We start from the raw sequence: 13483 nt of genomic DNA on the forward strand, positions 1-13483 counted from the left end.
AAATAAAAAACTACTCCCTGGTAACTCTCCAAAACCCACTGAAGCTTATATGAAACGCAAACCTAAACCCTACAACGACAGATTCACAGCCGACGCACCGCGAGGAGATGAAGACTCCGACTATTCCAGTCCCTTTGGCGGACAATCCCGACGCGCGACTCCCTCTGGGAAACCTTCCTTAGTCAACTACACATCCTTGGGGATTTTAGCAGCGGTGTTCATTCTCGGAATTGGGATTGGCATTGCCTTTAGCTCTACCGCTACCATTAGCCCAGAAAACGTAGCATCCCGCGAATTTATCGATCGCAGTGCCCCCAATCCCGAACTTTGCGTACAGTTTGGAGCCAGCGCGATGGTGACAGATATGCGCGCCTATGTCACCCTCAACCCTTTCAACGTCTACATTTCACAGCCGACTATGCGCCCTGGCTGCGTGCTCAGAACCAATAACTGGGCAATTCTAGAACAAAGAAAGCTCGTCAGCCAAGACCAAGTACGCGAGTGCAAAAATCGGATGAATACATTTGGCTTCACCGGTACTTTGGAAAGTCAACCGGATATCAATTGTATCTATCAAAACGATAGTGCCAAAAACCTGTTTATCAACCAGCCCGGTTCCGTGGCTCCAACCACAGATAATCAGAATTTCTAAGGTGAAGTTATCTCCCGTTATCCCCAAGGGTTAGCGGGAGAGCGACCTCTATAGTTTTTCGTCAGGACTTGAGTCCTTGAGTACGGATATCTCACCGATTTCACGCCTGCAACCGGGCTGCCCACAGGCGAGAATAGACTGTAAATTATATATGTATCGCATAGTAATGGTCTTATGTACAAGCAACTAATTTCAAGAATCAAACCGCTTTTGAAATCACTATTTGCGATCGGGCTGGTACTGACACTAGCCCTGGGTAACGCTGATGGAGCCCAGGCGGCCCGCAGCGGGGGACGCATCGGTGGTGGCTCTTTTCGGGCTCCAGCGCGCAGCTATTCGTCTCCTAGCCGCACTTACGCACCGTCTGGAGGGGGGTACTACCCTGGTGGTGGCTTTGGTGGTGGCTTTGGTTTCCCGTTCTTGCTGCCATTTTTTGGGTTTGGGGGCGGCTTTGGTGGTTTGTTCTCGATTTTGATTTTTATTTCGATCGCGAATTTCCTCGTCCAAAGCGTACGCCGCGCCGGGGGCACAGGGGAGGAAGAACTAGGCTACAGCACACCGACAAACGTCTCTGTGGCTCGTTTGCAAGTTGGTTTGCTAGCAGATGCTCGCGGTTTGCAATCGGAACTCGACTCCTTAGCAAAAACAGCGGATACCGATACAGCAACGGGTCGCGCTCAGGTGCTACAAGAATCTACTCTGGCGTTGCTGCGCCATCCAGAATACTGGGTTTATGCCGGTGCTGAATCTCAGCAAACTCGCTTGGAAGCAGCAGAAGCTAAATTTAATCAATTTTCTCTGGCAGAACGCAGTAAATTTACAGAAGAAACTCTCTCAAATTTTAACAACCAGCTTCGGGAATCTGGAAGCAACAATGTACTGCCAAGTGTGAAGGAAAATGGCGTACTGGTGGCTGGGGATTTGAGTCAAGCTCCTGGTGAATATATTGTGGTGACGTTGATTGTCGGTACCCTAGGCAAATTGCAATTACCAGTAGTCAAAAATTCTGAAGATTTGCGCATGGCTTTGCGTCAAATTGGGGGAGTGTCTAGCGAGCAGTTGTTGGCGGTTGAGGTGCTGTGGACTCCTCAAGCTAATGGCGATACTTTGACTGCTGATGATATGTTGGCAGGTTATCCCGATTTGCGATCGATTTAGTTAGAGACTATGGGCGGGGTGAATTGTGCCCCGCGCCCATGTCAGGTTTTCTATTTAAAAAATTTGTTTAACCAATGCTATTATTGACAGATTATGCATCTAATTTTTTATAAAAAAAGCCATCGGGAGCTAAATTCATGACCGACAGCAGTAGAAAAAAAGCACTTTTCATTTTGAGCCAGTTAAATAACGATGACATCAACTGGATAGTCCAAAAAGCTAAGAAGGAAATTCTTGACCCCGACAGGATACTGATCCACGAAGGGAGACAAATCGATGCCCTCTACATTGTATTGAAGGGAACTTTGAGTGTTTTGCTAGAGGCGAAGTCTACTAAAGAACTGGCAAAAATAGGTAGCGGAGAACTGGTGGGAGAAGTTTCTTTTATTGATGCTAGACCTCCTTTGGCAACGGTGAAGGCGATCGAAAAAACTGAGTTGTTAGCAATTCCACGGCGACAATTAATTATCAAACTGCAACATGATATGGGCTTTGCTTCCCGATTTTATTGTGGAATTTCTCTCTGTCTGGCTGACAGAATGCGGGGTACGATTAGACATATAGAGTATGGTCGTAATATTGAATTAGAAAACTCTGAATTAGAAGGTGAGGATATTAATCCGAGTGTGATGGAGAATTTTGGTCTAGCCCAGGCTAAGTTTAATTGGTTGATGGAAAATGTGAGGGGTTGAGGGGCTTAAAAAAGAGGTATTTTTTTGGTAAAATTTGTCCCCCTTTGAGAAATTCATGTGATTGAATTAATTTAGGGACAAGGCTACCCAAACTGTAAAATATGGGTAGCTTTGTTTTTAAATTAACTTAAAGTTTTGAACCTACCAATTAAGGCAAATCCGTGCTCCCCATTAAATAAAGGTCGCACTCGCGGGCGACACCCCGCCCCTCGTTAATTGCCCAAACTACCAAACTTTGACCCCGGCGACAGTCACCAGCGGCGAATACTCCGGGAAGGCTAGTTGTATATTTTTCGTGTTCGGCTTTCACGTTGCTGCGGGCGTCGCGTTCCAATCCCATCGCATCCAGCAAGGGCTGTTCTGGACCTAGGAAGCCCATCGCTAGCAAGACAAGCTGGGCTGGTAGGACTTTTTCGGTGCCGGGGATGTGTTTGGGAATGAACTGTCCTTTGTCATTCTTTGTCCACTCCACTTCAACGGTGTGCACGGCTTTGACGTTGCCGTTTTCGTCGCCCTCGAATTTGGTGGCGGTGGTGAGATAGCCACGGGGATCGTCGCCGAATTTGGCGGCTGCTTCTTCTTGGCCGTAGTCGAGACGGTAGACTTTTGGCCATTCGGGCCAGGGATTGTTGGCGGCGCGTTCGGAGGGCGGTTTGGGGAGGATTTCAAGCTGTACCAGGCTGTTGCAGCCGTGGCGGATGGAGGTGCCCACGCAGTCGGTGCCTGTGTCGCCACCGCCGATAATGACGACATCTTTGCCCGTGGCGGAGATGAAGTTATCGTTGGTGCTCTTGTCGAGAACTGCTTTGGTATTGGCGGTGAGGAAGTCCATGGCGAAGTGGATGCCTTTTAATTCGCGTCCTTCGATGCCTAAGTCGCGGGGTTTGGTGGCGCCTGTACAGAGGACAACGGAGTCGAATTCTTTGAGTAATTGTTCTACTGGTAAGTCTTTGCCGACTTCGGTGTTGCAGACGAATTTTACTCCTTCGTCTTCGAGGACTTTCAGGCGGCGCATCACAACTTGTTCTTTGTCTAGCTTCATGTTGGGGATGCCATACATTAGCAGGCCACCGGGGCGATCGGCTCTTTCGTATACTGTTATCCAATGACCGGCTTTGTTGAGTTGGGCGGCGGCGGACAAACCGGCGGGCCCGGAACCGATGATGGCGATGTTTTTGCCGGTGCGTTTGGCCGGTGGTTCGGCGGTAATCCAGCCTTCATCCCAGCCTTTGTCGATGATTGAGGCTTCGATGTTTTTGATTGTGACTGGCGGGTTGTTGATGCCGAGTACGCAAGCGCCTTCGCAGGGGGCGGGACAAACTCTGCCGGTGAATTCGGGGAAGTTGTTAGTTTTGTGGAGTCTGTCCAGGGCTTCTTTCCAGAGTCCGCGATATACTAGGTCGTTCCATTCGGGAATTAGGTTATTGATGGGGCAGCCGCTGGCCATGCCACTAATCAGGTTTCCGGTGTGGCAAAATGGGATGCCACAATCCATGCAGCGGGCTCCTTGGGTGCGGAGTTTGTCCTCGTCCATGGGTAGGTGAAATTCATCCCAGTTGTGGACTCTCTCGACTGGTGAGAGTTCGGAGGGTAGTTCGCGCAAGAATTCGATAAAGCCTGTTGGTTTTCCCATAGTGGTGTCTTGGTTAGAACTTATTTGTGGTAGTTTGTCAATGCTGAAGCTGGGGGCTTCTAAATTTACTATTTCGATCTAAATTATGGGCGATCGCGACTCTGATTACCAGTCCTGGACACCTAAACCTGGTTTGTGAAAGTAATTCCTTCATCAGGACTTACGCAGACACACTATATGTGTGTCCAGAACTACACTCCTAGTTAATTTGACTGCTTAATAAATATTGACAAAGGACACTGGTAAAGGTGGTGTACTCATTATAGAAAACCCCCAAACCATATCTTTCACAGGTTTGGGGGTTTTCTTCCTCGCATCCAGTGCAAATTACAAGTTGCTAGGTTCGATCGCAGGTGCTCCCAAAGACACCGTTTTATCAGCAGCAGCCTTAGCCACCAACGAAGGCACAGAATTTCGCAATCTTGCCGTCAACTGAACAGTAGTTGCATCATAAACCTGAGTCAACATCTTCGGATACAAACCAATGCCAATAATCGGCACCAACAGCGCAGCAATGATAAACACTTCTCGCGGTTCCGCATCCACCAATTCCTCGTGTTCCGACAACTCCTTGTTTTCAGGCCCGTAGAAAATTTCTCGCAGCATCGACAGTAGATAAATCGGAGTCAAAATCACTCCGACAGCAGCGAGACATACAACACAAACCTTAAATACTGGATTGTAAGCATCGCTGGTAGCAAAACCGACAAACACCATCAATTCTGCTACAAAACCGCTCATTCCCGGCAAAGCCAAAGAAGCCATAGAACAAGCAGTCCACATGGCGAAAACCTTACGCATTTTCTGCCCAACACCACCCATTTCGTCGAGCATGAGGGTGTGAGTGCGATCGTAAGTACAACCCACCATAAAGAACAAACTCGCCCCAATTAAACCGTGGGAAACCATTTGCAGCATTGCACCGCTAATTCCCAAATCGGTAAACGAAGCTATCCCAATTAGCACAAAGCCCATGTGGGAAATCGAAGAATAAGCAATTTTCCGCTTCAAATTGCGCTGAGCAAAAGAAGTTAAGGCGGCGTAAACAATGTTTACCACACCCAAAATTACCAAAATCGGTGCGAAGGTAGCATGAGCATCCGGGAGCATTCCCGCATTCATCCTGAGCAAAGCGTAACCGCCCATTTTTAGCAGAATTCCTGCTAGCAACATATGGGCTGGTGCGGTGGCTTCCCCGTGAGCGTCGGGGAGCCAAGTGTGTAGGGGAAAAATCGGCAGTTTGACGCCGTAAGCTATTAGGAAACCTGCGTATAGTAGCAATTCGATATTGGGGGCGAAGTCTTTAAGCGCGATCGCCCGCATATCAAAAGTCACTGTATCGCCATAAAACGCCATTGTCAGCGCACCAACCAAAATAAACAGCGAACCGCCCGCCGTGTAGAGAATAAACTTAGTTGCTGCATAGAGCCGTTTTTTGCCACCCCAGATGGACAAAATCAGGTAAATCGGCACTAATTCCAATTCCCAAACCAGGAAAAATAGCAACATATCCTGGACGGCAAAAACGGCTATTTGCCCGCCGTACATTGTCAGCATCAAAAAGTAAAATAGCTTCGGTTTAAACGTAACTGGCCAAGCTGCTAAAGTAGCTAAAGTAGTAATAAAACCCGTCAGCAAAATCAGCGGCATCGATAAACCATCAGCACCCACAGACCAATTCAAATCCAGTTGCTGTACCCAAGTATAACTTTCTACCAGTTGCAGTCCCGGATTGCTGAAGTCGTACTGAGTGTAAAAAGCGTAAACAAGCAGAGCAAAATCAATCAAACCGACAATCAAAGCATACCACCGCACCGTCTTGCCATCCTTATCGGGAATTAAAGGAATTAGCAAAGCCGCAGCAATAGGAAACAGGATTGTTGTTGTTAACCAGGGAAAGTTAGCTGTATCCATTGCGTTTTAAAGTTATCCATCAATTATTAGGTTTAAACATATTTTGGCAATTTTGCTCTAAATTTTATACTTTCTTTATACGAAGCCGAGTTTTTGCAATAATTGCTACGAATGATGCGATCGCATATTTCGAGTTGAATCAAAGATTTATTTCTCTTGGCTAATTGTCAATTGTAAGTTATTAAGTTAAGGTCAGTTCTTAAAATATATTCTGGTGGGACATGACAATACTTTTAATCGGTCAACTTAACTCTAAAAACCTTTGTATCTCTTGTCGATCGCTGAGTTCAGATCCCCCTAAATCCCCACCCCCCCTAGGGCGTGTTTTCAAACCCAAAGATCCCCCCCAGCCCCCCTTAAAAAGGGGGGGGAAAGAGTCTTTAAGTCCCCCTTTTTAAGGGGGATTTAGGGGGATCTAAATCTTAAGGAGTAGTTTGAAAACACGCCCTGCCCCCCCACCCCCCCCTGCCCCCCCCAAGGGGGGATGGGGGATGGGGGAAGGGGGACTTTGAGAGAAAACTCTTATTCCATCAGGGGGACTTTGAGAGAAAACTCTTATTCCCCCCTTATTAAGGGGGGCTAGGGGGGATCTAGACTTCGAGACAAACAAAAGATACGGTTGGTTTGACTTTAAGTTGACACTAATTGGTAATGCCGTGTCCCAACAGATTCAACTAACTCCAGAAACGATCGCAAAACCCAGAACTGCGACAAACACAATCAGGGCATAAAATTGAGCGCGACCGTTTTCAATGTATTTAAGTCCTTCGCCTGTTACCAGGGCGAGAAAACCAGTCAAATTAACTACACCATCGACAACTCGCAAATCTACTTCCATGACTTGCCGCGCTAAACGACGGCTGCCTTTGACAAACAGAAATTCGTTGATGTCGTCGAGATACCACTTGTTGAGGGAGAATTCGTAAAGTGGTTTGATTTTTTGGGCGATCGCCCCAGCATCAATTTTCCGGCTCAAATACATCAGGGAAGCCAAAGTAATGCCAAGCAAAGCAATACCCACAGAGCTGCCACCCATGATTAGAAATTCCGTCAAATCGAACTCGGCGGCGTGTTCCAATACTTCTTCCAGAGACTCCCCAGGCGCGCGCACAAACTGCTCGAAATAATTGGCAAAGGGCGTACCGACAAAACCAATTAACACAGAAGGTATTGCCAACACCACTAAAGGCAGAGCCATTGTTAGCGGAGATTCGTGAGGGAAATGGTCGTGTTCATCGTGACTTTCGCCAGTCGTGGCCAATTCCTTAACATTCATCGCCCCAGGGCCGAAAACCAAACCTGGTTGCAGAAGTTGCTGTTTGATGGCGTTGTCATTACCCCGGAATTCGCCCTCAAAGGTGCTGAAATACATCCGGAACATATAAAACGCGGTCATCCCGGCCGTTACCCAGCTCACAGCCCACAGAGCGGGATTTGCTTGGAAAGCTTGGGCGAGGATTTCGTCTTTTGACCAAAAACCGGCAAACGGCGGAATGCCGCAGATTGCCAAATTTCCGATTAAGAAGCAAGTTGCCGTAATGGGCATATATTTGCGCAACCCGCCCATCAGTCGCATATCTTGAGCGAGGGCGGGGTTGTGGCCGACAACTGCTTCCATACCGTGAATCACGGAACCAGAACACAGGAACAGCATGGCTTTGAAGTAAGCGTGAGTCATCAAGTGGAACAGTCCAGCACTATAAGCGCCGACGCCCATTGCCATCACCATGTAGCCCAATTGGGAGATGGTGGAGTAGGCGAGACCTTTTTTGATGTCATTTTGGGTAATGGCGATCGAAGCACCCATGAATGCCGTAAAACAGCCCGTACAGGCGATTAAATTCATGACGACCGGCAACCCTTCAAATACTGGGTACATCCGAGCAATCAGGAATACGCCGGCGGCTACCATGGTGGCGGCGTGGATCAGGGCTGAAATTGGTGTCGGGCCTTCCATGGCGTCTGGTAGCCAGACGTGGAGGGGGAATTGAGCGGATTTGGCGGCTGGCCCCAAAAATATCAGGACTCCGAAGATGGTGGCCAAAGTGGCGCTCAGGGCACCTGATTCGACTAAGGAGTGCAGGCGATCGCCCATCACGTCAAATTCAAAGCTGCCGGTGGCCCAGTAAATGCCGAGGATGCCCAGCAGCAGGCCGAAGTCGCCGACGCGGTTGGTGACGAAGGCTTTTTGGCAGGCGTCAGCAGCGGGTTTGCGATCGTACCAAAATCCCACTAGCAGGTAGGAACACATACCTACGAGTTCCCAGAAGATATAAATCTGAACGATGTTGGGGCTGACTACTAGACCTAGCATCGAGGCGCTGAAGATGCTGAGATAGGCGTAAAAACGCACGTACCCGTCATCGTGAGCCATGTAGCCATCGGTATAAATCATCACTAAAAAGGCGACCGTAGTGACGATCGCCAACATGACCGAGGTCAGGGGGTCAATGATATAGCCCATATTCAGCGAGAAGTCCCCAGCAGAAGCCCACTGAATAGTGCGGGTGTAGGGTGCGTGACCTTGTAGTTGACTCCACAACAATGCAAAAGAGAGTACCATTGACCCTCCAAGCGTGGAGACGATTAGTATCGCATTCCCTTGCCGGAGTTTGTTGGTGGCTTGGTTAAAGGTGATTAAGCCTAGACCTACTAGCATTGCGCCTGCCAGTGGCAGGACTGGAATCAGCCAAGCGTATTGATAAAGCAGTTCCATGACTGATGAAGTTTAAAGTTTCTACTAGATTGACAAAACTGTAAACAATTGTCACACAAGCCTGCATGAATGGGTAGAAAGACTCTCTACAATTCTTAAGATCAGATAAGACGGCGGTTGAAACCGCCCGGTCTTATTTAAATCTATTTCAAAACATAGATAGACAAATCTCGCAGTCCTGTGTCTCCAAGACTGCGATATTTATTTTGGATCGGATGCCGATCGGTTTAGCTGTGTATGTACTTATTGTCAATCGTTGTCCACTTAATTAGTAATTAGAGGCATAGCGATCGACAAATGGGGAATTCCTTCTGCCTTCTACATACCAGCCGAATATTTGCTACACAAGAGCCGAATGCCTTTGAACCGTTGAATTGTTACCTGTTGACTGCTTCCTGGGGTTGCAGCCGTTGAGTTGGGGCATATACCCCAGAGGTCGCCAGCATCCAGGAGTCGAGAGTCCGGCGCAGTTCCTCCCGTCCTTGGTAATGTTCAAATCTAAATCGAACTTTGTCCCCTTCAAACAAAATCAGCGTCGGGAGACTTGTCAGGCGATAAGTGTTGGCTAATTTCAAACTTTCATCGGCATTCACCCCTAGGAGCTTGACTTTTCCTGCCCACTGTCTCTCAAATGTTGTGAGCGTAGGGTCGATCGCGCGGCACAGACCGCACCAGGGCGCCCAAAAATGAACTAAAACGGGGGTAGACGCTTGAAAAACCTCTTGTGCAAAAGTGCGTTCGCTAACGGACAACACCATGATCCCTCAAAAATTAATAAATTTTTTCTATCCTAGGGATCATGCTACCAGTATATGTTCCCAGTCGCACGCATCAAAAAAGGATGAATTTTCCACAGCAGGGTAGTAAAAATGACTACACCTACATAGGAAGGGCGCAAAAACTCAAGCAAATCAAGGCTTTGACGTTTTTGGAGGATAGCCAAAAATGGCAAAATTGATGTCCGAGATTTGATGGTTTCAAAGGATTCGCCAAAACGGGCCTGAAGTCGCCTGTCACCGTGCCACACTCCGAACAGGTGGTGAAGTACCAAACCAATGGAAGTCAGGAGGGTAAAGCTAGTGCCAATCCAGAGGGTGTGGGCTATGCACCAAATCACCTGTCCTACCATTTGCGGGTGGCGGGTGATGCGGATGATGCCGGTTTCGTAGAGGTGAACTTGGGGTTTTTGGATGGCGGCAATTTCGAGGAGGTTGAAAGTTGCTGGGTACAGAAACAGGAAAGAAATTGCCGAAAGTATCCAAACTAGGGGTTTGACAGCGGGGATGCCTTGTAGCTGCCAAAGCTGTATACCGTCGTAGCGGTGGTTGAAAAAGTAGACAATCAGAATGACTGCTAGGGGCAAACTGACTAGGGCAAATAAAACGCGGTAAAGTCTTGCCCCGATGAGCTTTTCAGCTTTGGGGCGGAGGGCTGCTAAACCGCTGTGGGCGATCGCAAAACCGAGTAAAAGTCCGAGCATAACTAAGTGGCTATCGAGTGCCAAATTCATCGTCATTGTAAATATTAAGAAAAGTTATTGATTCGTGGCCAATTTGTGTCACAAAGTATCTATGGGAGCATTCAGCGGTTATCAGTCCTTAGTCCTTAGTCCTTAGTCCTTAGTCATCAGTCCTTAGTCCTTAGTCATCAGTCCTTAGTCCTTAGCGCTAGGCCAATTTGCAGCTACAGACAAATGACAACAGCTTTCTTGACAACTGCCTGCTGCCCGCTGCCCACTGCTTTCTTGACAACTGCCCGCTGCCCACTGCTTTCGTGACAACGGACAACGGACAACTACCAAATGACAACTGACGAGTAGATATATGTCTGACCTTCCTTTCACTTTAGACCAGTTACGTATTCTCAAGGCGATCGCTTCTGAAGGTAGCTTCAAACGCGCTGCTGACAGCCTCTATGTATCCCAGCCAGCAGTTAGCTTGCAGGTGCAAAACTTAGAGAGACAGTTGGACGTGCCGCTGTTCGATAGAGGGGGGCGTAGGGCTCAACTCACGGAAGCGGGACACCTGCTGCTGAGTTACGGCGAGAAAATTTTATCGCTTTGTCAAGAAACTTGTCGAGCTCTGGAAGACTTGCAAAATCTTCAAGGTGGCACCTTGATTGTGGGGGCGTCTCAAACTACTGGGACTTATTTGCTACCTCGGATGATCGGGATGTTTCGGCAAAAATACCCGGATGTGGCGGTACAACTTCACGTTCACTCGACTCGTCGTACTGCTTGGAGTGTGGCTAACGGACAAATCGATTTGGCGATTGTGGGTGGAGAAATTCCTACGGAACTTCTGGAAGCCTTGGATGTTGTTCCTTATGCTGAGGACGAACTGGCTCTGATTCTCCCTCCGTCTCACCCGATGGTACAACAAGAAACCATCCAAAAGGAAGACCTTTACAAATTGCAGTTTATTTCCCTGGATTCCCAGTCTACTATCCGCAAAGTTATCGATCAGGTGTTGTCTCGCAGCGGCATTGATACTCGCCGCCTGAAAATTGAGATGGAACTAAATTCCATCGAGGCGATTAAAAATGCGGTGCAGTCTGGGTTGGGCGCTGCTTTTGTCTCGGTTTCGGCGATCGAAAAGGAGTTACTAATGGGGGTTTTGCACAAATCTAAAATGGAGGAAGTGGTAGTGACTCGGGTTTTGTCGCTGATTTGCAACCCGAACCGCTATCGTTCTAAAGCTGCCGAGGCTTTCAGTAATGAAATTTTGCCTTCCTTTGCTACTTATTCTGGTGTCAAGGAGAGAAAAGAATCTCCCGGCTTTGAGTTCGATCCTAGAGAGATTCTATCTCCCAACTCGGCGGGTAGTTAATCTGTGGACTGGGGCGCGATCGGTGGCGGGTAGCCATCTTAAGTGTTTGTTAATTTGGGAGGGACACAGGGGTACAAAGGGAGAGGGGGGATAGAATTTTACTTTTTTTCCCCAAGGATTTAAGTATACAATTTAAAGGGGCGACAGTTGATTAGACTTCTTTAAAAAAGTAAGTCTTGAACAGGCTTTCTGGTCTGTTGCACAATAAATATGGTCGATGTCTATTAGATTGTTGTGTCTATCCCGGTCTGAGTTGGTAGTGAGAATGCTTCTCCTCACCATGAGGAAGTTGAATAGCTAAGGGTCGATTCTTCAATTCTTTTGTCTCAAATCTAAAACTGATAATGGAAGTTTATTGCACGCGCCCAGGATGTCCGCGCCCTCAAAACTATTTTCCCGACCTCGATGACAGTTCGCTGCTGAAAACTGTGCAGCAAAGGTATTGCAAAACCTGTGGAATGCCCCTGATTCTGAGCGGCCGCTATTTGCCGGTCAGGCTTTTGGGTCAAGGCGGTTTTGGGGCTGCCTTTCTGGCCCGCGATCGCTATACTCCGGCGATGCGGCAGTGCGTTGCTAAACTGTTGCAACCGTCGGTGAGTCTGACTCCGGCACAACTAACAATCGCTCAGAATCTGTTTGAACGGGAAGCGGCGGTTTTGGAAGAACTGGGCAACGAACACCCGCAAATTCCGAGTTTGCTGGCTTTTTTTGAGTTGACTGTTCCCAGTTTGCAGGCGGGGAAAAACGATCAGTTTTTCTATCTGGTTCAAGAATTTATTGATGGTGAAAATTTGGAGCAGGAACTGGCTGTAAAAGGCAAGTTTTCGGAATCGGAAACGGTGGAAGTATTGCGGGAAATTTTGAAGGTTCTCGATTTTGTTCACTCTCGCGGTTCGATTCACCGGGATATTAAACCTGCTAACATTATGCGGGGGAAAAATGGTCGGTTTTATCTATTAGATTTTGGGGCGGTTAAACAGGTAACGCAAAGTGCTGGAAGTGCTAAAGCTTCTACTGGGATTTATTCTTTGGGTTATGCTCCCCCAGAACAGATGAACGGCCAAGAGGTTTATCCGGCTACGGATTTGTATGCTTTGGGTGTGACTTGTATTACTTTGCTGAGTGGTTTGCAGCCGACGGAGTTGTTTGATAGTTACAGAAATGAGTGGAATTGGCATTCGCGGGTGCAGATTAACTCGCGTTTGGCTCAAGTTCTCGATCGAATGTTGTTATCAGCTCCCAGCCAGCGTTTTCAATCTGTGGCCCTGGTGGAAGTGGCTCTCAAGTCGGGGCCTCAACCACATTCTCAACAGTCTACTGTCGTCGTGGCACCGCCTCCGATAGGGACTCCGCAGCCCCCTCCCGCACCGCAACCGCTGCCTCCTACGCTAATTCCTGGGACTCCTCCGGGAGGCTTGCAACCTTCGCCGAGAGGGTCTTTTTCGATCTGGGAGGTGTTGTCGGGGGCGGCGTTTACGGGTTTTGAGGGAGGGTTGCTGGCGATCGCCCTGACGAGTTTGCTGCCCTCTCCTGGGCTGAGTATGGGATTGTTGGGGATGATTCTGGGGGGGCTGATTTATGGCCAGTATCGCCGAACGCTGGAAGTAACTGAGATGTTGACTATTGGCGCTGGTACTCTGGCTTTGTTGGTGTTTTTCCCGGCTTTGCGATCGGCGGCAACTGTGATTTATCCTGGTGCTACTATCATGGGCGTGTTGTTTGTGGGGTGGTTGGGGGCTTTGGGTGCGATCGCTGCAACTGCTATATTTCGTTTGATTTATAAGTTTCTTTCTCATCTTTTTTAATCAAGCTAAATCTATGTCAAATCAGAATTTAGTAGGCGGTGTAATATCGTTTCCGATTGTATCGGAATGATTTAACCGCGAAGGC

Annotated in this window: 10 protein-coding genes; 5 read left to right on the top strand and 5 right to left on the bottom strand. The window is 48.1% G+C overall.

Annotated elements, in window-relative coordinates; all coding sequences use genetic code 11:
• Window positions 1-49: 49 nt before the first annotated feature.
• The 3 genes from P2A85_RS13100 (at window position 50) to P2A85_RS13110 (ending at window position 2502) form a co-directional block, all read left to right on the top strand.
• The gene (locus tag P2A85_RS13100) at window positions 50-652 is read left to right on the top strand and encodes a DUF3172 domain-containing protein (RefSeq protein WP_377480669.1); all 603 of its coding nucleotides are present in this window, start codon (window positions 50-52) and stop codon (window positions 650-652) included.
• A 174-nt stretch (window positions 653-826) separates the two neighbouring features.
• The gene (locus P2A85_RS13105; RefSeq protein WP_377480672.1) at window positions 827-1810 is read left to right on the top strand and encodes a DUF1517 domain-containing protein; all 984 of its coding nucleotides are present in this window, start codon (window positions 827-829) and stop codon (window positions 1808-1810) included.
• Between the two features lie 137 nt (window positions 1811-1947).
• A complete protein-coding gene (locus P2A85_RS13110) occupies window positions 1948-2502 on the top strand; it encodes a cyclic nucleotide-binding domain-containing protein (RefSeq protein ID WP_377480675.1) in 555 nt (184 codons plus the stop codon).
• 148 nt (window positions 2503-2650) lie between these two features.
• On the opposite strand, the gene gltD is transcribed toward P2A85_RS13110, so the two are convergent.
• From gltD to P2A85_RS13135, 5 genes are all read right to left on the bottom strand, one after another.
• Entirely contained in the window at window positions 2651-4135 is a 1485-nt protein-coding gene (gene gltD, locus P2A85_RS13115) for a glutamate synthase small subunit (protein ID WP_377480678.1), read from the bottom strand.
• Window positions 4136-4462: 327 nt separating this feature from the next.
• The gene (ndhD1, locus tag P2A85_RS13120) at window positions 4463-6049 is read right to left on the bottom strand and encodes a photosynthetic/respiratory NAD(P)H-quinone oxidoreductase subunit D1 (RefSeq protein WP_377480681.1); all 1587 of its coding nucleotides are present in this window, start codon (window positions 6047-6049) and stop codon (window positions 4463-4465) included.
• 670 nt (window positions 6050-6719) lie between these two features.
• Window positions 6720-8765, bottom strand: a complete 2046-nt coding sequence (locus P2A85_RS13125) for an NAD(P)H-quinone oxidoreductase subunit 5 (protein WP_377480684.1) — start codon at window positions 8763-8765, stop codon at window positions 6720-6722.
• 377 nt (window positions 8766-9142) lie between these two features.
• On the bottom strand, window positions 9143-9523 hold the full coding sequence (locus P2A85_RS13130) for a thioredoxin domain-containing protein (protein WP_341738139.1): 381 nt from the start codon (window positions 9521-9523) through the stop codon (window positions 9143-9145).
• Between the two features lie 44 nt (window positions 9524-9567).
• Entirely contained in the window at window positions 9568-10281 is a 714-nt protein-coding gene (locus P2A85_RS13135; protein ID WP_377480688.1) for an NnrU family protein, read from the bottom strand.
• Window positions 10282-10588: 307 nt separating this feature from the next.
• Between P2A85_RS13135 and P2A85_RS13140 the strand changes: the two genes are divergently transcribed.
• Window positions 10589-11593, top strand: a complete 1005-nt coding sequence (locus P2A85_RS13140; protein WP_377480691.1) for a LysR family transcriptional regulator — start codon at window positions 10589-10591, stop codon at window positions 11591-11593.
• A gap of 344 nt (window positions 11594-11937) precedes the next feature.
• Window positions 11938-13398 carry a protein kinase gene (locus P2A85_RS13145; protein WP_377480693.1) on the top strand — a complete coding sequence of 487 codons (1461 nt, stop codon included), beginning with the start codon at window positions 11938-11940 and terminating at the stop codon, window positions 13396-13398.
• Window positions 13399-13483 lie beyond the last annotated feature (85 nt).

It is taken from the genome of Microcoleus anatoxicus (assembly GCF_042465725.1).
In the GTDB taxonomy this organism is placed as follows: Bacteria; Cyanobacteriota; Cyanobacteriia; order Cyanobacteriales; family Microcoleaceae; genus Microcoleus; species Microcoleus anatoxicus.